At 73.6% G+C, this 23638-nt stretch carries 20 protein-coding genes; 5 read left to right on the top strand and 15 right to left on the bottom strand.

The annotated features are described in order from the left end of the window. Nucleotides 1–53: 53 nt before the first annotated feature. The 5 genes from ABD296_RS43010 to ABD296_RS42990 form a co-directional block, all read right to left on the bottom strand. Nucleotides 54–1370: an FAD-dependent oxidoreductase gene (locus ABD296_RS43010; protein ID WP_344281994.1), complete on the bottom strand. Its 1317-nt coding sequence runs from the start codon at nt 1368–1370 to the stop codon at nt 54–56. Continuing rightward, nucleotides 1360–2175 carry a tryptophan 2,3-dioxygenase gene (locus ABD296_RS43005; RefSeq protein WP_344281991.1) on the bottom strand — a complete coding sequence of 272 codons (816 nt, stop codon included), beginning with the start codon at nt 2173–2175 and terminating at the stop codon, nt 1360–1362. Before ABD296_RS43005 ends, ABD296_RS43010 begins: the two co-directional genes overlap by 11 nt. 91 nt (nt 2176–2266) lie before the next feature. After that, a complete protein-coding gene (locus ABD296_RS43000) occupies nt 2267–3538 on the bottom strand; it encodes a hydroxyacid-oxoacid transhydrogenase (protein ID WP_344281988.1) in 1272 nt (423 codons plus the stop codon). Nucleotides 3539–3613: 75 nt separating this feature from the next. Beyond that, nucleotides 3614–4447: a GH25 family lysozyme gene (locus ABD296_RS42995; protein ID WP_344281985.1), complete on the bottom strand. Its 834-nt coding sequence runs from the start codon at nt 4445–4447 to the stop codon at nt 3614–3616. A gap of 125 nt (nt 4448–4572) precedes the next feature. Beyond that, a complete protein-coding gene (locus tag ABD296_RS42990) occupies nt 4573–5109 on the bottom strand; it encodes a MarR family winged helix-turn-helix transcriptional regulator (RefSeq protein ID WP_344281982.1) in 537 nt (178 codons plus the stop codon). Between the two features lie 53 nt (nt 5110–5162). Here ABD296_RS42990 and icmF point away from each other — a divergent pair, with 53 nt between their 5' ends. Beyond that, nucleotides 5163–8381, top strand: a complete 3219-nt coding sequence (gene icmF / locus ABD296_RS42985) for a fused isobutyryl-CoA mutase/GTPase IcmF (protein WP_344281979.1) — start codon at nt 5163–5165, stop codon at nt 8379–8381. Between the two features lie 68 nt (nt 8382–8449). Further along, nucleotides 8450–9220: a helical backbone metal receptor gene (locus ABD296_RS42980; RefSeq protein ID WP_344281976.1), complete on the top strand. Its 771-nt coding sequence runs from the start codon at nt 8450–8452 to the stop codon at nt 9218–9220. Here the strand turns inward: ABD296_RS42980 and ABD296_RS42975 are convergent. From ABD296_RS42975 to ABD296_RS42950, 6 genes are all read right to left on the bottom strand, one after another. Then, nucleotides 9214–9834, bottom strand: a complete 621-nt coding sequence (locus ABD296_RS42975; RefSeq protein WP_344281973.1) for a TetR/AcrR family transcriptional regulator — start codon at nt 9832–9834, stop codon at nt 9214–9216. The two genes, ABD296_RS42980 and ABD296_RS42975, sit on opposite strands and share 7 nt — an antisense overlap. Nucleotides 9835–9855: 21 nt before the next feature. Continuing rightward, entirely contained in the window at nt 9856–10611 is a 756-nt protein-coding gene (fabG, locus tag ABD296_RS42970) for a 3-oxoacyl-ACP reductase FabG (RefSeq protein WP_344281970.1), read from the bottom strand. A gap of 35 nt (nt 10612–10646) precedes the next feature. Continuing rightward, on the bottom strand, nt 10647–11798 hold the full coding sequence (locus tag ABD296_RS42965; protein ID WP_344281967.1) for an acyl-CoA dehydrogenase family protein: 1152 nt from the start codon (nt 11796–11798) through the stop codon (nt 10647–10649). 148 nt (nt 11799–11946) lie between these two features. Then, a complete protein-coding gene (locus ABD296_RS42960; RefSeq protein ID WP_344281964.1) occupies nt 11947–13947 on the bottom strand; it encodes a substrate-binding domain-containing protein in 2001 nt (666 codons plus the stop codon). Nucleotides 13948–14109: 162 nt separating this feature from the next. After that, nucleotides 14110–15294, bottom strand: a complete 1185-nt coding sequence (locus tag ABD296_RS42955; protein ID WP_344281961.1) for a hypothetical protein — start codon at nt 15292–15294, stop codon at nt 14110–14112. Between the two features lie 383 nt (nt 15295–15677). Then, nucleotides 15678–16010, bottom strand: coding sequence for a DUF3099 domain-containing protein (locus tag ABD296_RS42950; protein WP_344281958.1), 333 nt, complete (start codon nt 16008–16010; stop codon nt 15678–15680). 64 nt (nt 16011–16074) lie between these two features. Here ABD296_RS42950 and ABD296_RS42945 point away from each other — a divergent pair, with 64 nt between their 5' ends. Beyond that, entirely contained in the window at nt 16075–16287 is a 213-nt protein-coding gene (locus tag ABD296_RS42945; RefSeq protein WP_344281955.1) for a dodecin, read from the top strand. A 218-nt stretch (nt 16288–16505) separates the two neighbouring features. On the opposite strand, the gene ABD296_RS42940 is transcribed toward ABD296_RS42945, so the two are convergent. Further along, on the bottom strand, nt 16506–17882 hold the full coding sequence (locus ABD296_RS42940; RefSeq protein WP_344281997.1) for a metallopeptidase TldD-related protein: 1377 nt from the start codon (nt 17880–17882) through the stop codon (nt 16506–16508). Nucleotides 17883–17887: 5 nt separating this feature from the next. Continuing rightward, nucleotides 17888–19387, bottom strand: a complete 1500-nt coding sequence (locus ABD296_RS42935) for a TldD/PmbA family protein (protein WP_344281952.1) — start codon at nt 19385–19387, stop codon at nt 17888–17890. A 238-nt stretch (nt 19388–19625) separates the two neighbouring features. On the opposite strand from ABD296_RS42935, the gene ABD296_RS42930 reads away from it, so the two are divergent. Then, nucleotides 19626–20330, top strand: coding sequence for a beta-ketoacyl-ACP reductase (locus tag ABD296_RS42930; RefSeq protein ID WP_173093449.1), 705 nt, complete (start codon nt 19626–19628; stop codon nt 20328–20330). A gap of 6 nt (nt 20331–20336) precedes the next feature. Continuing rightward, on the top strand, nt 20337–21125 hold the full coding sequence (fabI, locus tag ABD296_RS42925; RefSeq protein WP_344281947.1) for an enoyl-ACP reductase FabI: 789 nt from the start codon (nt 20337–20339) through the stop codon (nt 21123–21125). A gap of 63 nt (nt 21126–21188) precedes the next feature. Here the strand turns inward: fabI and ABD296_RS42920 are convergent, their stop codons facing one another. Together ABD296_RS42920 and ABD296_RS42915 are read right to left on the bottom strand one after the other, a co-directional pair. Then, entirely contained in the window at nt 21189–21830 is a 642-nt protein-coding gene (locus ABD296_RS42920) for a hypothetical protein (RefSeq protein ID WP_344281944.1), read from the bottom strand. A 143-nt stretch (nt 21831–21973) separates the two neighbouring features. Beyond that, a partial coding sequence (locus ABD296_RS42915) for a helix-hairpin-helix domain-containing protein (RefSeq protein ID WP_344281941.1) occupies nt 21974–23638 on the bottom strand: 1665 nt, incomplete at its 5' end.

Below are 23638 nucleotides of genomic sequence, written 5' to 3'. Positions count from 1 at the left end.
TCGTGGCGCGGGCGGCGGCCGTCGCCGACCTGGCCGCCGCCCGCCGCGCCCGGTCAGCGGCGCTTACGCAGCGCGACGCGCAGGACCAGGGCCAGGCCCGCGAGAACTGCTGACGCCGCACCCGTGAGCGCCAGGTTCTGCCGCCGGATACGAGCCGGGATCCGCGCGTACGGCATCGTGGAGAACGACACCAGCTCGTACCGCGACACGTAGCGTCCGGCGAGGCGCCGTTCCAGCGCATGCGTCGCCGCCTGCTTCGCCCGGTAGACGGGGGACGACACGCGGTCGCGCATCTCGATGAAGTTGTCCAGCGCCATCTCGGCGATCGCGTCGGTGTTCGGCTTGCGGCGCTCCTCGTAGAGCGCCAGCGCGCGGGCCCAGTCGCCGCCGGTCTCGGTGAGGCACCGGTCGATCTCGATGCAGTCCTCGAACGCGCAGTTGGCGCCCTGCCCGAAGAACGGGACGATCGCGTGCGCGGCGTCCCCGAGCAGCGCGACGATCGCGCCGTCGCCCCGCCGCGTCCACGGCCGGCACCGGACGGTCACCAGCGACCCCACCGGGTTGCGCGCGTAGTCCTCGACCAGGTCCGGGATCAGGCCCGCGACGTCCGGGTAGTGCTCGGCGAAGTACGCGGTGACCTTCCCGGCGGTGTCGAGCGCCGCGAGGTCGGACTTCGGCCAGAACAGCGTGCAGGTGAACGAGCGGTCCAGGTTCGGCAGCGCGATCATCATGGACGTGCCGCGCGGCCAGATGTGCAGCGCGTCCGGGTCCAGCGCGAAGTCGCCGCCGCGCGGCGGGACGGTCAGCTCCTTGTACCCGTGCTCCAGGAAGTCGGCGTCCTCGTTGAGGTCGAGGGACCGGCGCACGAGGCTGTAGGCGCCGTCCCCGGCCAGCACGACGTCCGCGGGCTCGGTGCCGCCGTCCTCCAGCAGCAGCGCGCCCGCCTGGACGTCCACGCCGGTGACGCGCTGGGAGAAGCGCAGCGTCACGCCGGGCGTGGCCTCGGCGGTGTCCAGCAGCGACTCGTTGAGCTGCGCCCGGCTGATCGAGTTGATGGCGCGCGCGCCGTCGGCGCTGTAGGGCTGGAAGTTCTGCTCCTTGCCCCGCGGGTGCACCATCCGGCCGTGCATCGGCAGCGCCTGCTTGAGGGACCGGTCGCGCAGCCCCACCTGCTCCAGCGCCGCCAGGCCCCGGGCGGAGATCGCCAGGTTGATCGAGCGGCCCCGCTCGGCCCCCGCGATCCGGGGGTCGGGCCGCCGCTCGTAGACGGTCACCTCGGTGCCGCGGCGGCCGAGCAGCACTGCCAGCAGGCATCCCGCCAGTCCGGCGCCGACGATCGCGACGCGCTCGCCTCCCCGGTCAGGCGCCATGGACGGGCTCCTGTCCGGTGATGGGCTGCTCGGTCTGCGAGCGGACCTCCCACAGGTCGGGGAACGCGGGCGCGAACAGGGTGGAGCGCAGGTAGTCGGCGCCGGCGGACCCGCCGGTGCCGAGCTTGGCGCCGATCGTCCGCTCGACCATCTTCAGGTGCCGGTACCGCCACTCCTGCACGCCCTCGTCGACGTCGACGAGCGCCTCGCACACCTCGGCGGCGGGCCCGTTCTCGTCGGCGTAGACCGCCAGCAGCATCTTCTGCACGGCGGGGTCCGGCTCCCACGGCTGCGCGGTGTCGCGCTCGAGCGCCTCGCGCGGCACCGGGTGGCCCTGCGCGGCGAGGTAGCGCAGCAGCGAGTCGAACATGGACGGCCGCGACACCGCGGCGCGCAGCCGCTCGTCGCCGCGCAGCACCGACGCGGGGAACCCGCGCCGCCCGAGGACCGCCTCGATCTCGCGGAACTGGTCGCTCTGGAACCCGCTGGAGGTGCCGAGCTCGTCCCGGAACGCGGCGAACTGCCGGGGCGTCATCGTCTCCAGCACGTCCAGCTGCCCGACCACCGTCTTGAGGATCTTGGCGATCCGGCGCGCGGTCCGCAGCGCGCCCGCGCTGCCGCCCGCCTCCAGCCGGCGCTGCAGCAGCGCCGCCTCGTGCAGGATCTGCTTGAACCACAGCTCGTAGACCTGATGGATGATCACGAACAGCAGCTCGTCGTGGGCCTCGGTCTTCGGCTCCTGACAGGACAGCAGCCGGTCGAGCCGCAGGTACCCGCCGTACGTCATCGTCGGCGAATCCGCCATTACCGCCTCCTTGCGACAAAACGGATGCGAGCCGCAGCATATTGGATCGTTCCCGCCGGTCCGGCCCGCCGGCCGGCCCGTCCGTCCGGCGTCACCACAGGCGCAGCGACCGCCGGAAGATCCCCGCGACGTCGTCCTCGGTGACCGGGCGCGGCGACGCCACCAGCAGCCGCTGCTGCCTCATCGTCCCCTCGACCAGGCCGGGGACGTCGGCCTCGCCGTAGCCGACGCCGCCGATCCCGTCCGGGATGCCGATGTCGCGCATCAGGCTCAGCAGCGCCCGCGGCAGGTGCTCGGCCGGGTCGTCCGGGCGGTCCAAGCCCGGGTCGAGAAGCTCGGCCGCGCGGACGTGCCGCTCCGGCCGGGCCTGGAAGGTGAACCGGAACGCCTCCGGCGCGGTGAGCGACACCGACATCCCGTGCGGCACCATCGGCTCCCCGCCCGGATACCCGGCGGGACGGAACTCCTTGACCCGCCCGGCTATCGGGTAGGCGTTGGCGTGCGGGATGTGCACGCCCGCGTTGCCGAACCCGAGCCCCGCGAACGTCGCGGCCAGCGCCATGTCGGCGCGGGCCCGCCGGTCCTCCCCGTCCCGGACGGCCGCGCGGAACGACCGGGCGATCAGGCCGAGGGCCCTCTCGGACCACATGTCCGACACCGGGTTCGCGCCGCAGTACGGGACGCGCTGCTCGGGCCGCTTGCGCTCGTACGCGTCGTACGGCTTGGCGGTGTAGCTCTCCAGCGCGTGGCAGACGATGTCCATCCCGGCCGACGCGGTCACCTCGGCCGGCTGCGTCACCATCAGGTCGGGGTCGACGACGGCCAGCGCCGGGCGCATCCGCGGATGGCTGATGCCCGTCTTGACGCGCAGGTCCAGGACGTCCAGGACGCACACCGTCGTGCTCTCCGCCCCGGTGCCCGTCGTGGTGGGGACGGCGACCAGCGGCAGCAGCGGCCGCTCCGGCGCCCGTCCCGCGCCCACCGGCGGGTTCAGGTACTCGGCGAGGTCGCCGTCGTTGGTGGTGAGCAGGTTCACCGCCTTCGCGGTGTCGATGCTGGAGCCGCCGCCGACCGCGACGTAGGCGTCGTACGGCCCGGTGCCCCGCGCGTGTTCGACCGCCTCGCGCATGCTGGCGTCCGTCGGCTCGACGCGGACGCCGTCGAACACCGACGCCTCGATCCCGTACGCCTTCATCGCGCCGGCGACCCGCTGCGGGCCGCCCGTCGCGGCGACGCCCGGGTCCGTCACGACGAGCACCCGCCGGGCGCCGTGCTGCGCCAGGTCGTAGCCGATCTCGTCGGCCGCGCCCGTGCCGAACTTCAGTTGCGGCGCGCCGTAGGTGAAGACCGTTTCGTCGGCCATGTCCGCCCCTCGATGCCGGTACCGGTGATCGTTCCCCACGGTGTCACCGCGCGAACGGGCCGGACAAGGGCGGGGTCAGGTTTCGGGGCCGGCGGCGAAGGCGCGCAGGGCGTCCCCGTCGCCGGGGAAGGCGTCCTGGTCGCCGGCGAACAGCCCCGCGTCGTCGTACTGCCAGACCGCGGCGGACTTCCATCCGCCCGGGAAGGGGGCGGGCGTCGGGGAGCGCCAGCGCGCCGTCCACAGCGGGTTGGCGGCGCTGCGCTTGTCGTTCTTCGTGCACTGCCGCCACCAGGAGTAGTTGGTGTAGATCAGCGGGCGGCGCCCGGTGCGGGCCTCGTAGCGGCCGGTGAACGCGCCGATCCAGGCGACCATGGCGGCGGGGGACAGGCCGTAGCAGATGTCGAGGCCGTTGCGGTACGGGTTGTTCTCGACGTCGAGCGCGCCGGGGAGGGTGCGGCCGTCGGACGTCCAGCCGCCGCCGTTGGCGATGAAGTAGTCGGCCTGGGCGGCCCCGCCGGACACGTTCGGCAGCGCGAAATGGTAGGCGCCGTGCACCATTCCGGCGTCGGCGGCGCCGCGGGACTGCGCGGCGTAGTACGGGTTCTTGTAGGCGATGCCCTCGGTGGCCTTGGCGATGGAGAAGCGAGCACCGCGCGCCGTCGCGGCCGCCCAGTCCACGCCGGGCTGCCAACTGCTGACGTCCATCCCGCCGATATGGCCCTCGGGGACCTTCGTGGTGTTCACCGGACGCGCGGAGCGGCCGAGGGCGCCCATGCCCGCGTAGGCCTGCCCGGGACGCGGCGTCCTGGCCTCGCCGGGCGCGGCCGCGGGCCGGGCCGCTTGCGGCGCGGCGGTCAGCGCGGCGGTGACCGCCGCCATGGACAGGACGTGTGCGGCTACTCCGGGCAAGGCGCCTCCACAGGGTGAACGGGGCGATCATCACCCGGGCGGCGGGCCGCGCGGTGCCGCGACACGGAAAGCGGCGGCAAAGATCGCCGGCGCCCCTCTGCCGCCCCTGCGCGCCGGCCCGGACGCTAGCCTTCGGCGAGCTCGCCGACCGAGACCCGGACGGCGCGCAGCGCCGCGGTGATCTCGGCGGCGCGCTCGGCGGGCAGCGCGGCGATCCCGAATCCGGCCTCGTTCAGCGCGGCGGTGGCCTCCTCCGCCAGGTCGCGCCCGGCGGGGGTGATCGTGGCCAGCACGACGCGGCGGTCGTCGGGGGAGGGGGCGCGGCCGACGAGCCCGCGCCGCTCCAGGCGGCCGATGACGTTGGTGACGGACGCGGGGTGCACCATGAGCCGGGTGCCCATCTTGCCCATCGGCAGGGTGCCGGTGCGGGTGAAGGCGAGCAGCCGGAGCGCCTCGTAGGCGGCGAAGGTCAGCCCGTGCGGTTTCAGCACGGCCTCGATCCGGCTCAGCAGCAGCTGCTGCGCCCGCATCACCGAGGTGACGGCGGCCATGTGGTCGGCGTGCTCGGGCCAGCGGACGCTCCACTGGCGGTGGGCCTCGGCGATGGGATCGGGGGTGTCGGGCACCGCCCCACCGTATGCGGTCTTGACCTGGTCGCGCACGGAAACTATTTTAACTTCCAAATATTGGATGTCCAAGGGTTGAGGTGGGGGACGTGACCGGACCGCTCCACAAGCCGGTGCACCCGGTGCGCTTCGTGACGGCCGCGGCGCTGTTCGACGGGCACGACGCGGCCATCAACATCATGCGGCGGATCCTGCAGTCGCAGGGGGCCGAGGTGGTGCACCTCGGGCACGACCGGTCCGTCCGCGAGGTCGTCGACGCCGTGCTGGAGGAGGACGCCCAGGGCGTCGCGATCAGCTCCTACCAGGGCGGCCACGTCGAGTACTTCGAGTACCTGTCGCGCAGCCTCAAGGAGGCCGGCGCCGAGCAGGTACGGGTGTTCGGCGGCGGTGGCGGCGTGATCGTGCACGAGGAGATCGCGCGGCTCGCGGACGCCGGGGTGCGGATCTTCTCCCCGGAGGACGGGCAGCGGCTCGGCCTCCCCGGGATGATCAACGAGCTGGTCCGCGACTGCGACGTCGACCTGGCGGACGAACCCGTCCCCGCGGATGCCGTGGTCGCCGGCGACCGGCGCGCCCTCGCCCGGACGATCACCTGCCTGCAGGCCGGGAAGCTGGCCGACGCCGACCGGGCCGCGCTCGCCGACGCCGCGTCCGGGCGGCGCGTCCCGGTCCTCGGCATCACCGGGACGGGCGGCTCCGGCAAGTCGTCGCTCACCGACGAGCTGGTCCGCCGGCTGCGCGTCGACCAGGGCGACCGGCTGCGCGTCGCGGTGCTGGCCGTCGACCCGACGCGGCGCCGGGGCGGCGGCGCGCTGCTCGGCGACCGCATCCGGATGAACTCCCTGGACGGCGACCGCGTCTTCTTCCGCTCGCTCGCCACCCGCGGCGCCCGCGAGCTGCCCGAGAACATCGAGGACATGCTCACCGCGGTCAAGGCCGCCGGATACGACCTGGTCGTCCTGGAGACGCCCGGCATCGGGCAGGGCGACGCCGCGATCGTCCCGCTGGTGGACGTCTCGCTGTACGTGATGACGCCGGAGTTCGGCGCCGCGTCCCAGCTCGAGAAGATCGACATGCTCGACTTCGCGGACGTCGTGGCGATCAACAAGTTCGAGCGCCGCGGCGCCGAGGACGCCCGCCGCGACGTGTCCCGGCAGCTGGTCCGCAACCGGGAGGCCTTCGGGCAGCGGCCCGAGGACATGCCGGTGTTCGGCACCAGCGCCGCGACGTTCAACGACGACGGCGTCACCGCCCTCTACCAGCACCTCGGCCCCATGCTCGCCGAGCACGGCTTGAGCCTGGAGGACGGCGCGCTACCGCACGTCGACACGAAGGTCTCCACGGGTGCAGCGACGGTCATCCCGCCAGGGCGCGTGCGGTACCTGTCCGATATCGCCGAGACCGTCCGCGGCTACCACGCCGACACGGCCGCGCAGGCCGAGGCGGTGCGGCGGGTGCAGCGCCTCGACGAGGTCCGCGCCGAGCTGACCGACGCGTCCGAGGTCGAAGGGCTGCTGGAGAAGGCGCGCCGCGACGTCGCCCCGGAGAACGCGGAGCTGATCGAGGGCTGGCCGGCCGTCGTCGAGTCCTACTCCGGCGACGAGCAGGTCGTGAGGATCCGCGACAGGGAGCTGCGGACCAAGCTGACCCGCGAGTCGCTGTCGGGCAGCCGCATCCCGCGCGTCGCGCTGCCCCGCTACACCGACCACGGCGAACTGCTGCGCTTCCTGCGCGCCGAGAACCTGCCCGGCCGATTCCCGTTCACTGCGGGCGTCTTCCCGTTCAAGCGCGACAACGAGGACCCGGCCCGCATGTTCGCGGGGGAGGGCGACCCGTTCCGCACCAACCGCCGCTTCAAGCTGCTGTCGGAGGGCCAGCCCGCCACCCGCCTGTCCACCGCGTTCGACTCGGTCACCCTGTACGGCCGCGACCCCGACGAGCGTCCCGACGTGTACGGCAAGGTCGGCACGTCCGGTGTCTCGATCGCGACCCTCGATGACATGAAGGCGCTCTACGACGGGTTCGACCTGTCCTCGCCGACCACGTCGGTGTCGATGACGATCAACGGGCCCGCCCCGACGATCCTGGCGTTCTTCCTCAACTCCGCGATCGACCAGGGCATCGACGCGTTCCGCGAGGAGAACGGGCGCGAGCCGTCCGCCGAGGAGGCCGCGGAGATCCGGGCGCGGGTGCTGTCCACGGTGCGCGGCACCGTGCAGGCCGACATCCTCAAGGAGGACCAGGGCCAGAACACCTGCATCTTCTCCACCGAGTTCTCGCTGCGGATGATGGGCGACATCCAGGAATGGTTCATCGCCAACAAGGTCCGCAACTTCTACTCGGTGTCCATCTCCGGCTACCACATCGCCGAGGCCGGAGCGAACCCCATCAGCCAGCTCGCGTTCACGCTCGCCAACGGGTTCACCTACGTCGAGTCGTACCTGGCGCGCGGCATGGACATCGACGACTTCGCGCCCAACCTGTCGTTCTTCTTCTCCAACGGCATGGACCCCGAGTACAACGTGCTCGGACGCGTCGCCCGCCGCATCTGGGCCGTCGCCATGCGGGACCGCTACGGCGCCAACGAGCGCAGCCAGAAGCTGAAGTACCACGTGCAGACGTCCGGCCGTTCCCTGCACGCGCAGGAGATGCACTTCAACGACATCCGCACGACACTCCAGGCGCTCATCGCCATTTACGACAACTGCAACAGCCTGCACACCAACGCCTATGACGAGGCCGTCACCACGCCCACCGCGGAGTCGGTGCGGCGGGCGCTCGCGATCCAGCTCATCATCAACCGCGAGTGGGGTCTGGCGATGAACGAGAACCCGCTGCAGGGCTCGTTCATCATCGACGAGCTGACCGACCTGGTCGAGGAGGCCGTGCTGTCCGAGTTCGACCGGATCAGCGAGCGCGGCGGCGTCCTCGGGGCGATGGAGACCGGCTACCAGCGCGGCCGCATCCAGGACGAGTCGATGCTGTACGAGCAGCGCAAGCACGACGGGTCGCTGCCGATCGTCGGCGTCAACACCTTCCGCCTCCCGGACGCCGGCGACGGCACGCCCGACACGATCGAGCTGGCCCGCGCCACCGAGGACGAGAAGCGCTCCCAGCTGCGGCGGGTCCGCTCCTTCCAGTCCGCGCACGGCACGGAGGCCGAGACCGCGCTGGCCGCGCTGCAGGAGGCGGCGAGGACGGGAGGGAACGTGTTCGCGGTGCTGATGGACGCGGCGCGCGTGTGCAGCCTCCAGCAGATCACCGACGCGTTCTTCGAGGTCGGCGGCCAGTACCGCCGCAATGTCTGAGCGCAGCGAACCAGGGGGTGAGGGGGGTCGTCCCCCCCACAGAGAAACGTCTGAGCGCAGAGAAGCGTATGAGTCCACTGGACGACACCGGCGTTCCCGTTCCCGTTCCGGACCGGGTGCGCCGGGTGGTGTCCATCGTCCCGTCGCTGACCGAGACCGTCGCGGAGAGCGCGCCCGGCCTGCTGGCCGGCGCCACCGACTGGTGCACGCATCCGGCCGGTCTCGACGTGCCCCGGGTGCGCGGGACGAAGAACCCGGACGTGGAGCGGATCATCGGGCTGCGGCCCGACGTCGTCCTCGGCAACACCGAGGAGAACCGCCCGGCCGACGTGGAGGCGCTGCGCGCCGCCGGCGTCCCGGTGTGGATGACCGAGATCCGCACCGTGGACGAGGCACTGAAATCGCTGCGCCGGATGCTCACCGAAGCGTGCCGCGTCCCCATCCCGGCCTGGCTGGAAGAGGCGTCGCGCGCCTGGGCGGACGCGGCGCCCGGCGCGCAGCGCGCCGCCGTCGTCCCGATCTGGCGGCGCCCGTGGATGGTCGTCGGCCGCGACACCTTCACCGGTGACATGCTCTCCCGCCTCGGCGTCGCCAACGTCTACGCGGGCCATCCCGAGCGGTATCCGAAGATCCCGGTGGCGGAGCTGAACGCCTCCGGCGCCGACCTCGTCGTGCTGCCCGACGAGCCGTACCGGTTCACCGCCGACGACGGCCCGGAGTCGTTCCCCGGCCTCGACGTCGCGCTGGTCAGCGGCCGGTACCTCACCTGGTACGGCCCGTCGCTCGTCCAGGCGCCCGCCGCGCTGCGGGAGGCGCTCGCGGTGGCCCGCCCCTACTGACCGGGTTCGTCGTCACCGGGCGGGCGGCGGGTGAACATGGCCTCGAAGCAGCGCGCCATCCGCCCGTCCAGCTCCTCCGCCGGGACGTCGATCTCGCGCGCCAGGTGCTCGCGCAGCAGCGTGTACCCGTAGATCGTGGACGCGATCGCCGCCTGCACGGCCTCCACGTCGTCGACCGGGAGTTCGCCCCGCGCCGCCTCGGCGGCCAGGTCCCTGCGGCCCTCGCCGCGGTTCAGCAGCACCCGGGGCCGGTCGTCGCCGTCCAGCACCAGCAGCGTGGCCAGCACGACCGGCTCCGGGTTGCGCAGGCTCGTCCAGAACAGCCGCGACAGCCGCTTGCGCAGCGGCAGCCCCGCGGCGCCCGCAGCGTCCTCGGCGTTCGGCCGGGACCGGTGGAACAGCGCCGAGCGCAGCAGCGCCCGCCGCGACCCGAAGTACTGGTAGACCAGCCCGCGGTTGACGCCCGCCTCGTCGGCGACCTGCCGCAGGTTGAGGCCGGCGAGCACGCCGCCGCGGCGCAGCAGCGCGATCGCGGCGGCGCGCAGCGACTCCTCGGTCGCGTCCCGGTCGCGGGGCCGCTCGTCCCTGCGCGCCGTGCGCGGGCTGGTCACCATGGCCTCCTGGGAAAGCGCCGGTCAGTCCTTCGGGCCGCCCGCCACGTAGATCACCTGGCCGGACACGAACGAGGCGTCCTCGCTCACCAGGAACGCCACGACGCCCGCGATGTCCTCGGGGCGGCCGACCCGGCGGACCGGGATCTGCTGCGCGGCGGCCTTCTTGAAGTCCTCGAAGCCGACGCCGACCCGCTCGGCGGTCGCCGCGGTCATCTCGGTCTCGATGAAGCCGGGCGCGATCGCGTTCGCCGTCACGCCGAACTTGCCGAGCTCGATCGCCAGGGTCTTGGTGAAGCCCTGCATGCCCGCCTTGGCCGCCGAGTAGTTCACCTGCCCGCGGTTGCCGAGCGCCGACGTCGACGACAGGTTGACGATGCGGCCCCAGCCGGCCTTCGTCATGTGCTCCTGCGCGGCGCGGCTCATCAGGAACGAGCCGCGCAGGTGCACCGACAGGACCGAGTCCCAGTCGTCGTCGGACATCTTGAACAGCAGGTTGTCGCGGGTGATGCCGGCGTTGTTCACCAGCACCACCGGCGGGCCGAGCTCGGCGGCGATCCGCGCGACGGCGGCGGCGACCTGCCCGGAGTCGGCGACGTTCACGCCGACGGCGAGCGCCTTCCCGCCGTTCTTCCCGATGGTCTCCACGGTGCCCGCGCAGGCGGCCTCGTCGAGGTCGCAGACCGCGACGGCGAAGCCCTCGCGGGCGAGCCGGACGGCCGTGGCGGCGCCGATGCCCCGCGCGGAACCGGTGACGATGGCGACCCTGGTGTCGGTCATGTCGTGCTCCCTGCCCTCTGTCGAACCCGGGGGTCTCAGACCTGGATGTCCTTGGCGATGATGGTCTTCAGCACCTCGCTGGTGCCGCCGTAGATCCGGGTGACCCGGGCGTCGGTGTACAGGCGCGCGATCGGGTACTCCAGGATGTAGCCGTAGCCGCCGTGCAGCTGCAGGCACTTGTCCACGACGCGCTGCTGCACCTCGGTGCAGAACAGCTTGGCGACCGCGGCGTCCGCCGGGGTCAGCTCGCCGGCGTCCAGCGCCTCGATGCACCGGTCGACCAGGGACCGGGCCGCCTCCACCTCGGTGGCGCACTCGGCGAGGACGAACTTGGTGTTCTGGAACGAGGAGACGGTCTTGCCGAAGACCGTGCGCTCCTGCACGTACCTGCGCGCGAACTCGACGGCGGCGGCCGCGGAGGCGTAGGAGCTGGTGGCGATGCCGAGTCGCTCCTCGGCGAGGTTGTGGGTCAGGTAGCTGAAGCCCGCGCCCTCCTCGCCGAGCAGGTCCTCGACGGGCACCTTCACGTCGACGAACGACAGCTCGGCGGTGTCGGAGCTGCGCAGCCCGATCTTCTCCAGCTTGCGGCCGACCGAGTAGCCCTCGCTCTTGGTGTCCACCACGAGGATCGACAGCCCGGCGCGGCGGTTCTCCGGCGTCGCGGGCGACGTGCGGGCCACGACCAGCACGCGGTCGGCGAGGACGCCGCCGGTGATGAAGGTCTTGGCGCCGTTCAGGACGTAGTGGTCGCCGTCGCGCTTGGCGGTGGTCTGCATGCCGGCGAGGTCGGAGCCGGCGCCCGGCTCGGTCATCGCGATGGCCGTCATCATGTCGCCGCTGATGAACGGCGGCAGCCAGCGCTTCTTCTGCTCCTCGGAGGCGTACTTCATCAGGTAGGGCAGCACCAGGTTGACGTGCACGCCGTAGCCGCCGAAGCTCACCCCGGCGCGGGCGCACTCCTCGGAGATCACCGCCTGGTACTTGAAGCTGGTCTCGCCCGCGCCGCCGTACTCCTCGGGCACCTGGATGCCGAAGACGCCCAGCTCGCCGAGCTTGTTGTAGAAGTCGCGGGGCGGGTGCCCGGCCTGCTCCCACTCCTCGTAGACCGGAGCGACCTCGGCCTCGATGAAGTCCCGGATCGTCTCCCGGAACGCCTCATGGTCCTCGTTGAACAGGGTGCGGCGCACGCTCTGCCCCTTTCGGTGCGTAACTATCAGAACGCTAACTTAGCTCGAATCTCGTTCTAGCAGCAAATACCGCCGAAATACGAGCCGACACCGGACCCGGCTGCCCGCCGAGATCACGGAATCTAGCGTTCCGTTCGCCCTCGTGCGGTCAGCAGCCGGGTTCGCAGACGCGCCGGGAGACGGCCTTGAGGAAGATCCCCTGGATCTGCCGCGGCGTCTCGGCGACGTAGACCTCGCCGTGCGTCTCGTGCGCCACGCGCCGCAGGTCCCGGACGTCGACGTCCGGCCCGTAGCCGAGCATGTTGATCTGGACGGGCCGCTCCGGGTCGTAGGTGCGGCGCAGCTCGGCGAGCGTCTCGGCCAGGGTCGGGCCGTCCGGGTCCTCGTCGCGGCCGTCGGTCCAGACCAGGATCGAGTTCACGAACTCCGGCTTGTAGGAGCGGGTCATGTAGTCGAACGCCGCCAGGATCGTGTCGTACAGGCCGGTGTCGCCGTGCCTCTTCACCTGCATCTGCGCGAAGGCGCTCAGCACCCGCTGCCGGCGGGTGGACGAGCCGAGCCGCTCGCCGAGCGGCCCCACGCTCACCAGCTCCCGCCAGTCACGGCCGCCCGGCAGGTCGGTGGAGAACTCCCATTGGCCGAGCTCGCTGTCGTCGGGGAGCAGCGACAGGCCGCCCTGGGCGGTCCGGATCGTCGACTGCAGCCGCGACACCCCCGGCGCGACCGGCTCGGCCATCGAACCGGAGATGTCCATGATGCTGAGCATCCGGATGCTCAACGACAGCTGCGCCCACGCCTGCATGGTCTGCGCGACCGTGGCGGCGGGCGGGGCGGCCAGCGCGTGCGGGACCTGCGGGTCCACCCCCGCCCGCGCGGTGAACGACGCGGGTGCGGCGCCGTCCGGCGTCCGCAGGCCGAGCCCGTGCACCTCAGCGCGGAACGCCTTCGAGGCGAGCGACTTCTGGAACAGCCTGCCGGTGCGCAGTTTCGCCGGGTCCTGCCCCAGGACGGTGACGGGGTAGTCGAGGAACACCGAGCCCTCCGCGGGATACACCGCGACGGCCGGATCGGCCGGGCGCCCGGCGTTGTAGGCGTACACGGCCCGCTCGGGCGCGAGGGCGACGGGATAGGGCTGTTCCGCGCCGCCCCGGAAGGCGGTGAACTCGGCGTTCACCGATGCGGCGACGCCCTCGCGGATCGTCCGCACCACTCCGGTGAACACGGCCTCGCCGTCCGGGGAGCCGCCCATCAGCGCACCGGCGAGCATTAGGGTCCCCATGCCAGTCGCGCTGCGGTCGGGATCGGGCACCTGAAGTCTCAGCAGGTGCGGCGGGAGGACGCCGCCGCCCGCCCCCGCCGCCGGGGACCCGGCGCCGTCGTCCGCCGTCCCGGCGGCCTCGAGCAGGTCCCGCCAGGACGGCCGGGCCGGCACGCCCGCGTCGCGCAACTGCCCGGCGAGGGTCTTCGGCATCGCCACCACGATCGGGCTGGAGGCGATCCCGCCGAGGCCGGTGAACGACGTCCCGTTCCCCGGCCGGCCCGCGCCCTGCACGAGCTTGATCCATAGCGAGGAGTCCGGGATCCACACGTCCGGTCGCTCGGTCACGCCGGTCGACCCCTTGCCGGACAGCAGCGTCGCCACCGCCGCCGGGTCGGCGGCCGCGACCCGCACGCGCGCGCACCGGCCGCCGACCTCGTGCCGGTCGTTGTTGAAGCGGCCCGCCGCCTTCGCCACGGCCGGTTCGATGTCGGGCGCCGCCGCGACCGACACCGTCACCGCGTCACCGCCCGAGCAGTCGCCGCCCGGCGAGGCGAGCGCGTACACGCCGAAGCCCGAGAGGACGACCAGCCCGGCCGCCGCCGCCAGCGGGCCGAGCATGATCCTCGTGCGCCGCCGCGGAGAGCGCGCCCCGCCGTGCCGCCCGTGCCCGCCGCCCTTGCCGGCGGCGTGCGCAGGCTCGCCGGGCCGCGGCGGCGGGGAAGGGGACGGCGCGGAAGCCCGTTCCCCGGGCGGCCGTGCCCGATCGCGCCGCGGGGCCCGCCCGGCGGGGTCCGAGGCGCCGAGGAAGTCGCGGGGCAACTGGTAGCCGCCCGAGTCCGACGGGTTCCGCGGCGCCCAGTCGGGCACGTCGTCGTCGTGCCCGCTCATCGCGGACCTCCGTCCACCGGGCTGATGCACCGGGCCGCGGCGCGCCGTGCCATGACTCGCCTCCTCGCGGAGCGTGAGACAGATCATCAATGTGTCTCAGTCGGTCGGGTGTGATGTTCGTCTCGCCGGCCGGCCCCGTCAAGGGTTTCGCCGGCACCGGCTTCAGGAGGACGCGGGGACCTCGGCGAGCAGGGAGCTCAGCCCGGCCGCGCGGCCGGGCGCCACGTCCCCGGGCGCCCGGCCGGCCAGCGCCGAGCGCAGCCCCGCGATCCGCCGCCCGAGGTCGACCGGCGTGCCGCCGTCCACCTCGTCCAGCAGCGCGGTCACCAGGGTCGCCAGCTCGGTGCCGAACCCCGGCCGCACCTCGCCCACCGCCATGCCGACGTCCAGCGAGCGCCGCATCCGCGCCAGCGCGCTCACCGCCGCGGCGCGGACCGCCCCGGCCGGGGCCGCAGTGCTGGACGGTTCCACGGCCGCCGGCCGGCTCGCCGGCCCACCCGGCAGCGGCACCGCCACATCCGCAGGGGCGTCCCGCAGCGATGACAAAGTCGTCAGCAGCGGCAGAAGGGCCAAGGCCAGCACCACCGCGCAGACCCCACCGAGGCCCGCTGCCCGCCGGACACGGGGCCGCCCGGCGTTGCGCTCGCCCCGTGCCGGCGGCGGCTCCCAGGAGGCGAGGATCCGCCCCGCCCCCGCCGCCGGCGGACGACCGGCGTCGTCCCCGTCCCGGCAGCGCGCCACCAGCCCGCCGAGACCGGACGATCCGTCCACCGGCCCGCCGGGGTCTCCGGTCAGGCACTCGGCGATCAGCCGCCCGAGCGCCCGCACGTCGTCCTCCGCGCTGCCGACGTCGTCGCCGGCGCGGATGATCGCACCGGCGGGACCGAGACCGAGCAGCTTGACGCGGTCGGCGGTGAGGAAGACCTCGGCGGGCGTCAAAGCGCCGTGTACGGCCCCGCAGTCATGGGCCGCCGCCAGTACCCCGGCGACCCGCGCGCAGACCGCCACGGCCTCCTGAGGCGTCGGCAGGCCCCGCGCCAGGCGGGCGGCGAGGGTCTCGCCGGTGAGGAACTCCGTCACGACGTACAGCAGCGCGTCGCCGTCCGGCCCTTCGTCTTCGCCGCAGTCGTAGGTGGTGACGGCGCAGGGATGCGCCGGCGCGGCGGCCCGTATCGCGTCCCCGATCCGCTCGCGCAGCGCCGGCTCGTGGCGCGGCACGGGGACGAGCGTCACGGCGACGCGGCGCTCGAGCAGCTCGTCGCGTCCGCGCCACACCTGCGCGCGGCCGTGCCGGGCGAGGCGTCGCTCCATGCGGTACCGGCCATCCAGCCGAAAGCCCGGGTCCACGGGACCTCCCCTCTGGCGCGGGGATGGCGTTCACCCACGGTGCAGTACGCACCACGGCCTGGATCGGGACGGACGGGAACGGAAAAAGTTCGGATCTGCCGGATTTCGGCCCGTGGCCGAAGCAGGCCAGCACCGGGCCTTGCGCACGCGCGGAGATCTTGCTGAGGCCGCCGGCCGAGGGTCAAGAGGAGGCAGCGGGGCGGTCGAGCGGGAACCCCCGGACATGAAAAGCGGCGCCGGGTGGATACGGGGGCAACCCACCCGGCGCCGCATCATCGGTGTTCCGACGGGGGCCCGGAACACCGGCACGGGCGCCCCGACGGGGGACCAGAGCGCCGGTACAAATCGTACACCGAAACCCCCCGCGGTTAGTCAAGAGAATGTCACGACCCGATTTCCGGTCGCTGTCCGGAAACCCGCTTCTGCTCGGCGCCCTCGTGATCCTCGAAGTGCGCCGACGGGGTCGGCTCCCGGCCGCCGTTCGCGAAGATCACCGCGACGTACGGCAGCACCAGAGCGCCGACCACCAGCAGCCCCGCCAGCCACACCGGAGCCCCGAGCACCACGCTCACCACGGCCCCGACGAAGCAGACCGTCCGCACTCCCATCGACCACAGGTAGCGCCGCTGCCGGTAGCCGATGTCCTCGGACATCGGGCGGGGAGCGTCGGTGACCGTGTAGACCTCCGGTCCCCGGCGGTGATTGACCTTCACCATTCCACGGTAAGCCCATGGAGTCCGATAGGCGACAGCAGGACGGTCAAGAGATGGGAGACCGGACATGACGGATCGCACGTACCGGGTGACGGAGATCGTGGGCACCTCCCCGGAGTCGGTGGAGAGCGCCGTCCGCAACGGCATCAGGCGCGCCTCCCAGACCCTGCGCCACCTCGACTGGTTCGAGGTGAAGGAGGTGCGGGGCCAGATCGAGGACGGCGAGGTCGCGCACTACCAGGTAACGATCAAGGTCGGCTTCCGCCTCGAAGACACCTGATCCACCCCGAACCCAAGACGCCGACCAGCCCCGCCCCGCACGCCCGCGCGCAAGCGGGGGTGTGGGGGTGCCCCCCACCGGGGGGCGTGGGGGGCTGGCCCCCCACCGGGGGTGACCGGCGTTCGGAGCGGAGCGCCAGCGGAGCTCCGAACGCCGGACGCCCCCGCAGCCGGGGGGTGTGGGGGGTCGCCCCCCCACACCAAGGCGCCCCCCCACACCTAACTCGCCTGGGACACCGTCGACATGTTGAAGTCGCCCACCCTCACCGCGGGCATCGCTGCCCGGGTGAAGTAGTCCGACCATTCGCGCGGCAGTGTCGGGACGGTCTCGCCGACTTCGGTGAACCGGGACAGCAGGTCGACCGGGCTCTCGTTGAACCGGAAGTTGTTGACGGCTCCGACGACCTCGCCGTTCTCGACGAGGTAGACGCCGTCGCGGGTGAGGCCGGTCAGCAGCAGGCTCTGCGGGTCGACTTCGCGGATGTACCACAGGCAGGTGAGCAGCAGCCCGCGGTCGGTCCGCGCGATCATCTCCTCCAGGGACGCGCCGCCGTCGGGGCCCGTCATCGCCAGGTTGTCGATGGACGGGGTGAGCGGCAGCCCGGTCCGGTCGGCGGAGTGCCGGGTCTGGGCGAGTGAGGTGAGGGTGCCGCCGGAGATCCAGTCGGTGGCGCCGAGTGCGAGGCCGTTGTCGAACACGGAGGCCTCGCGGCTGGAGGCGTGCGCGACGACGAACGGCGCGCATTCCATCCCGGGCGCGGCGGGGTCGCTGGACAGGGTGACGGGCAGGCTCGCCAGCCGTTCCCCGACGCGGGTGCCGCCGCCGGGTGCGCTGAACACCGTCCGGCCGTCGGCGGCGTCCTGCGCGCCCGCCGACCAGTACAGGTAGACCATCAGGTCGGCGACCGCGGACGGCGGCAGGATCGTCTCGTAGCGGCCGGCGGGCAGGTCGACGCGGCGGGCGCCCCAGTCCAGCCGGCGGGCGAGCCCGGCCGCGAGGTCGGGGACGTCCACGTCGGTGAAGTCGCGGGTGCCGGCGCCGGCCCAGGCGGAGCCGCCGGCGCCCTTGGCGTTCAGTTCCAGCAGGCCGGTCGGCTGGTCGTGGCGCAGCCGCAGTCCCGCGGAGGTGCCGAGGAACGTCGAGGTCAGGACGTGGTTGGCGAACCCGTACAGCCGGTTCCCGGCGGCCTGCGCGACGCCGAACGCCTCGCCGAGCGCGGGCGCGACGCCTTCGAACACCCCGATCCCGGTCTCGGCGGGCGCGTCGTCCCAGCCGGCCGCGGCGGGCCCTCCGGAGACCAGCGGCGCGGCGTCCTCGGCGGCCTCGTTGCCGGCGGCGTCGGCCTCGGCGGCGCGCACCAGGTCCTCGATGCCGTCGGCGCCGACCGCGGACCGCGACACCACTCCGGCGGCGACGCCGTCGCCGGTGCGGCGCAGCGCGATCACGGTCAGCCGGCTGGAGCGGGTGACCCCGTTGGTGGTGAGGGTGTTGCCCGCCCAGCGCAGGTTCGCCGTGGTGGACTCGTCGGCGATGACGACGCAGTCGTCCGCCCGCGACAGGGCGAGCGCCCGCTCCACCGCCTCCTGCGGCCTGATCACGCTCACTGCCCGGCCTCCTGCACGGTGTTGAGGATGTTGACGCCGCGGAACAGCGCGGACGGGCAGCCGTGGCTGACCGGCGCGACCTGCCCCGGCTGGCCCTTGCCGCAGTTGAACGCGCCGCCCAGCACGTAGGTCCGCGGGCCGCCGACGGCCTCCATCGAGTTCCAGAAGTCGGTGGTGGTGGCCTGGTAGGCGACGTCGCGGAGCTGGCCGGCGAGCCGGCCGTTCTCGATGCGGTAGAACCGCTGCCCGGTGAACTGGAAGTTGTACCGCTGCATGTCGATCGACCAGCTCTTGTCGCCGACGATGTAGATGCCGCGGTCGACGCCGGAGATCAGCTCGTCGGTGGACGGCCCGTCCGGCGCGGGCCGCAGCGACACGTTCGCCATCCGCTGGATCGGCATGCTGGACGGGGCGTCGGCGAACGCGCAGCCGTTGGAGCGCTCGGCGCCGGTCAGCCGGGCGATGCGCCGGTCGGTCTGGTAGCCGGTGAACAGCCCGCCGGTGACGATGTCGAACGACCGGGTCTCGACGCCCTCGTCGTCGTAGCCGATGGTGGCGAGGCCGTGCTCGGTGGTGCGGTCGCCGGTGATGTTCATGACCTTGGAGCCGTACTGCAGGTTCCCGAGCTTGTCGGGGGTGGCGAACGAGGTGCCGGCGTAGGCGGCCTCGTAGCCGAGCGCGCGGTCCAGCTCGGTGGCGTGCCCGATCGACTCGTGGATGGTCAGCCACAGGTTGGACGGGTCGACGACGACGTCGTACGCGCCGGCCTCGACGCTGGGCGCGGCGAGTTTCTCGGCGAGCAGCTCGGGGATGCGGGCGAGCTCCCCGTCCCAGTCCCAGTGCGCGCCGGTCAGCCATTCCCAGCCGTATCCGGCGGGCGGCGCGAGGGTGCGCATCGTGTCGAAGACCCCGTCGGCGATGCCGACGGCGTCCAGGACGGGGTGCAGCCGGACGCGCTGCTGGGTGGTGACCGTCCCGTTGAGGTCGGCGAAGAACTTGTTCTCCTTGACCTGCAGCAGGGTGGCGTCGACGTGGTCGACGCGGGCGTCGGCGAGCAGCCCGCGGCTCCAGTCGGCCAGCAGCGCGACCTTCTCGGCGGTCGGCACGTCGAAGGGGTCGGTCTCGTAGGCGGACACCCAGGTGCGCTCGCCGTGCGCGGGCTCGGGCGCCAGCTCGATGGGCTCGCGGTTGACGGCGCGGGCGACGGCGGCGACCTCGACGGCCTGCTCGGCGACGCGGGCGGCGCCGGCGGGGGTCAGGTCGATGCCGGCGGCGAACCCCCAGGTGCCGTCCTTGACGACCCGGACCGACAGGCCGAGGTCGTCGGCGTCCAGCGCGGTCTCCAGGGCGGCGTCGTGCAGCCGCAGCGTCTGGCTGCGGATGCGTTCGAGGCGGAAGTCGGCGTGCTCGGCGCCGAGTTCCCTGGCCCGGGCGAGGGCCGCGTCGGCCAGCGCGCGCAGCGGCAGCGCGGTGAAGGCGGGATCGATGTCATGCACCCTTGGCAACCTACCTCGGGGGCCGCCTCCCGCCCCACCCGTGCGGCGGCGAACAAAGCGGGGGAGACGGATCTTGTCGGGAAGGCACATCCTCTTCCCCGCGGGGTCCCGCTAGGGTCAGGCGATGTCGTCCCGGGACGACGGCTCCGGGCCCCGCGCCCGGCCGCGGGCGGATCGGCGCGCACGGCGAGCCGCGCACCCGAAGACGGACCAACAAGCAGCCTACGAGAGGGTCGTGATGAGTCGCTCTGTCCTCGTGACCGGGGGGAACCGGGGCATCGGCCTGGCCATCGCCCGCGAGCTGGCCGCGGCGGGCGACGCCGTCGCCGTCACCTACCGGTCGGGCGAGCCCCCGGAGGGGCTGTTCGGCGTGCGGTGCGACGTGACCAGCGCCGAGGACGTCGACGCGGCGTTCGCCAAGGTCGAGGCGGAGCAGGGCAAGGTCGAGGTGCTCGTCGCCAACGCCGGCATCACCAAGGACACGCTCCTGGCGGTGATGAGCGAGGAGTCGTTCACCTCGGTGCTCGACACGAACCTGACCGGCGCGTTCCGGGTCGCCAAGCGCGGCGTGAAGGGCATGATGCGGGCCCGCACGGGGCGCATCGTGCTGGTGTCGTCGGTGGTGGGCCTGCTCGGGTCGCCGGGGCAGGCGAACTACGCCGCGTCCAAGGCGGGCCTGGTCGGGTTCGCCCGGTCGCTGGCCCGCGAGCTGGGATCGCGGAACATCACGGTGAACGTGGTCGCGCCCGGGTTCGTCGACACCGACATGACCGCGGTGCTGACCGAGGACCAGCAGAAGGGGATCACCGCGGCGATCCCGCTGGGCCGGATCGCGCGGCCCGAGGAGGTCGCCAAGGCGGTGCGGTTCGTGGCGAGCGAGGACGCCGCCTACATCACCGGGGCCGTCATCCCGGTGGACGGCGGCCTGGGAATGGGGCACTGACACGTCATGGGAATCCTCGAAGGAAAGCGGATCCTGGTCACCGGCGTCCTCACCGACGCCTCCATCGGCTTCCACGTCGCGCGGGTCGCGCAGGAGCAGGGCGCCGAGGTGGTGCTGACCGCCTACCCGCGCCCGACCCTCACCGCGCGGACCGCGAAGCGGCTGCCGTCGGGCCCGGAGAACCCGCCGCCGGTCATCGAGCTCGACGTGATGAACACCGAGCAGCTGAACGCCCTTGAGGGCAACCTGCGCGCGCACGGCTTCGACCATCTCGACGGCGTGATGCACGCGATCGGCTTCGCGCCGCAGACCGCGCTCGGCGGCAACTTCCTGGAGACGCCGTGGGAGGACGTGGCGACGGCCATGCACGCCTCCACGTACTCGCTGAAGTCGCTGACGATGGCGTGCCTGCCGCTGATGAAGGACGGCGGCTCGGTCGTCGGCCTGGACTTCGACGCCACCAAGTCGTGGCCGGTGTACGACTGGATGGGCGTGGCGAAGGCCGGCCTGGAGTCGTGCGCCCGCTACCTGGCCAAGTACCTCGGCCCGCAGGGCATCCGCGTCAACCTCGTCGCGGCGGGCCCGCTGGCCACGATGGCGGCCAAGAGCATCCCCGGCTTCGAGGGCATGACGGAGCTGTGGCCGAAGGCGGCCCCGCTCGGCTGGGACATCAAGGACAGCGAGCCGACCGCGCGGGCCTGCGTGGCGCTGCTGTCGGACTGGTTCCCGGCCACCAGCGGCGAGATCGTCCACGTCGACGGCGGCCTGCACTCCATCGGCGCCCCGGACGTGTAGTCCCCGCGGTTCGCGCGAACGAGGCCCCTTCCCCACGCGGGGAAGGGGCCTCTCGCGTTCGCGTCAGCCGCGGCGCGCCGCGGCGGCCCGGCGCAGGGAGCGGCCTGCGACGCTGATGTTGAGGGCGGCCACGGCGCCCGCGGCGCCCGCGGCGGCGGCGACCCACAGCATCTGGCCGTTGTCGTGCTCGGAGGACGCGACGGGCGAGATGAGGCGCGTCTGCGGCATGGCGGCCACGCCGGCCGCGTTCCGGTAGGCGTTCGGGTCGGCCGCGATCTCCGGGGTGGGCAGCACGCCCGGCAGGCCGGAGGAGGGCGCCGGGGCCTTCCCGTCGTAGGGCTTGAGGCCCTCCCCGCCGGTCATCGTGGACGGTCCGGCGCCCCCGCCGGACGGCGACGAGGCCGCCGGGCCTGAGCCGCGGACCGGGGCCTTGGTCTTCTTGGGGGCGCTGCTCTTGGGGGTGCTGGGCTTCTTGCTCTTCGTGGGCTTGGGCGTGGGGGTCGGTGTCGGCGTGGGCGTCGGGGTCAGCGCCTTGCGCAGGTTGCCGAGGTTGCACTTCCAGTTGTCGATGGTGCTGGCCGGGTCGGTGCCCTTCTTGCACGTGTCCGCCGCCGCCTCGCCCGCGGGCGCGGCCAGCAGCAGGACCAGGGCGCCCGCCGAGACCGCGGCCGAAGCCGTACCGAGCCGCCTGAGCCGCTGGGGCATGTCGCTCCTCCGCCTGCCGGTGATGCTGTTGTTGACATCCGGTCCAACGAGACATGGACACGGAGGTCACGTCAACTCGCGCGCCAATTGGTCCGATCGTGCCCCATACGGGCCCAACCGTAAACCGCGACACGGCGGTTTCTTTACCGCGTCACCAGTCGCGCCAGGCGGGTCCGCCGCTCGCGCGCACCGGACTCGCGCACGGCCTTGGCCAGCGCGGGCCCGGCCGCCTGCACCACCGACAGGTGCCGGCGCGCCAGCCCGAACGCGGTGGCCACCAGCGGCCGCGACAGCCCCTCCGGCACCAGCACCGCCACGACCGCCGGACGGCGCGTCCCGCGCGCCTGCGCGACCGGCACCGCCCAGCCGTGCCGCAGCCGGGCCGCGTCCGCGGGCGCGACCGTCACTGCGCCGCCGGGGAACTCCACGTCCAGGCCGTGCGGGCCGCCGCCGGTCACCACGCCGGTCTCGCCGACCGCGGCGCGGGGGAGCGGCGCCGCCACGACCACCCGGTCGCCGGGGTCCATCCCGCCGAACGCGCCGGGGCCGGGGTTCAGCCGCGCCTTCAGCGCCGCGTTCAGCGCCAGCGCGCCCGCGTCGCCGCCCGACGCCGCCGCGACGACCTGGACGTCCTCCACCGGGATGCCGAGCGCCCGGGGGATCGAGTCGGTGACGAGCTGGACGGCCCGGTGCACCGCCTCCGCCGGGTCGGCGGCCGGCACGATCACGACCTCGCGTCCCGGCGCGTCCACCGCCACCAGCTCCCCGCCCCGCACCGCCTCGGTGAGCGCCGTGACGGGACCGGACGGCGGCTCGGCGTCCAGCGCGACGACCGGGACGGTCTCCGACGCCTCCAGATCGTCCAAGGGGCGGCCCGGCCCGGCGGGCGGCGGCGAGCCGGGCTCGGCGCACAGCACGAGGTGGGCGCCGTCGGGGCACGCCTCGACCAGCACCGCGCACAGCTCGACGTCGAGCGCCGCCGCCTCGGTCACCACGAGCACGTCCAGCTCGAACGGCCGCTGCTCGCCCCGCCCGTACACGACGGTGCCGGGCGCCGCGGACGCGTCGTCCTGCGGCTCCAGCAGGCGGTGCAGGCTCGCCACCACCGGGCCTGGCTCACCACCGCGGAGGGCGGCGGCGAGGTCGGCGGCGGCGCGTTCCAGGCGCGCGGCGACCGCGGCGCGCAGGCCGGACGCCGCGGCCGCCGAGGCGATGCCGGCGACGGTGGCGGCGAGGGCGTCCGGGGCGCCGCGCAGGACGCTGACGCCGGTGCGCAGCGCGGCGGTGAGCGCCAGCGAGCGGTCCTCGGGCAGCCCGGCGCGCAGCTCCTTGACGGCGGCGTCGTCCAGCAGTGGCGCGGCGGTGAGCGCCAGCCGCTGGAACCCCTCGGCCGCCGCCTCCTCCGCCAGCGCCCAGCGCTCCACGCCGAGCGTCTCCTCCGGCTCCGGCGGTTCGGCGTCCTCGTCGAACGACTCCTCGTCGAACTCCGGCTCCTCGGTCAGCGGCAGCACCTCGCCCTCGTCCAGGGCCGCCTCGACGGCGCCGTCGGGGTCGGCGACCTGGGCGCGTTTCAGCTCGGACACGACGTCGGCGAGAGGGGTGACGGTGTGGCCGCGGCGGGCGGCCTCGGTCAGCACGTGCAGGACGAGCGCGCGGCCGCGGCGCGGGTCTTCGGGGCGGGCGTCCGGGCCGAGCAGGGCGCGCGCGAAGTGGTCGGCCTGCGCCGGCCGCAGGCCGGGGACGCGCAGCAGCCGCCACGGGTCCTCGCGCAGCCGCGCGGCGGCGCCGGACCCGAGCCGTGCCGCCGC

Source organism: Actinomadura napierensis (genome assembly GCF_039529375.1).
GTDB lineage: Bacteria > Actinomycetota > Actinomycetes > Streptosporangiales > Streptosporangiaceae > Spirillospora > Spirillospora napierensis.
Note: the sequence above shows the minus strand (reverse complement) of the source record. Positions and strands in the feature narration are given on the sequence as shown.

What these genes read in the sequence shown, in the direction of transcription:
- ABD296_RS43010 (WP_344281994.1), bottom strand. Translation starts at nt 1,370, where the DNA reads ATGGCGCCTGACCGGGGAGGCGAGCGCGTCGCGATCGTCGGCGCCGGA.
- ABD296_RS43005 (WP_344281991.1), bottom strand. Translation starts at nt 2,175, where the DNA reads ATGGCGGATTCGCCGACGATGACGTACGGCGGGTACCTGCGGCTCGAC.
- ABD296_RS43000 (WP_344281988.1), bottom strand. Translation starts at nt 3,538, where the DNA reads ATGGCCGACGAAACGGTCTTCACCTACGGCGCGCCGCAACTGAAGTTC.
- ABD296_RS42980 (WP_344281976.1), top strand. Translation starts at nt 8,450, where the DNA reads ATGAGTCCACTGGACGACACCGGCGTTCCCGTTCCCGTTCCGGACCGG.
- ABD296_RS42975 (WP_344281973.1), bottom strand. Translation starts at nt 9,834, where the DNA reads ATGGTGACCAGCCCGCGCACGGCGCGCAGGGACGAGCGGCCCCGCGAC.
- fabG (WP_344281970.1), bottom strand. Translation starts at nt 10,611, where the DNA reads ATGACCGACACCAGGGTCGCCATCGTCACCGGTTCCGCGCGGGGCATC.
- ABD296_RS42960 (WP_344281964.1), bottom strand. Translation starts at nt 13,947, where the DNA reads ATGAGCGGGCACGACGACGACGTGCCCGACTGGGCGCCGCGGAACCCG.
- ABD296_RS42950 (WP_344281958.1), bottom strand. Translation starts at nt 16,010, where the DNA reads ATGGTGAAGGTCAATCACCGCCGGGGACCGGAGGTCTACACGGTCACC.
- ABD296_RS42945 (WP_344281955.1), top strand. Translation starts at nt 16,075, where the DNA reads ATGACGGATCGCACGTACCGGGTGACGGAGATCGTGGGCACCTCCCCG.
- ABD296_RS42930 (WP_173093449.1), top strand. Translation starts at nt 19,626, where the DNA reads ATGAGTCGCTCTGTCCTCGTGACCGGGGGGAACCGGGGCATCGGCCTG.
- fabI (WP_344281947.1), top strand. Translation starts at nt 20,337, where the DNA reads ATGGGAATCCTCGAAGGAAAGCGGATCCTGGTCACCGGCGTCCTCACC.
- ABD296_RS42920 (WP_344281944.1), bottom strand. Translation starts at nt 21,830, where the DNA reads ATGCCCCAGCGGCTCAGGCGGCTCGGTACGGCTTCGGCCGCGGTCTCG.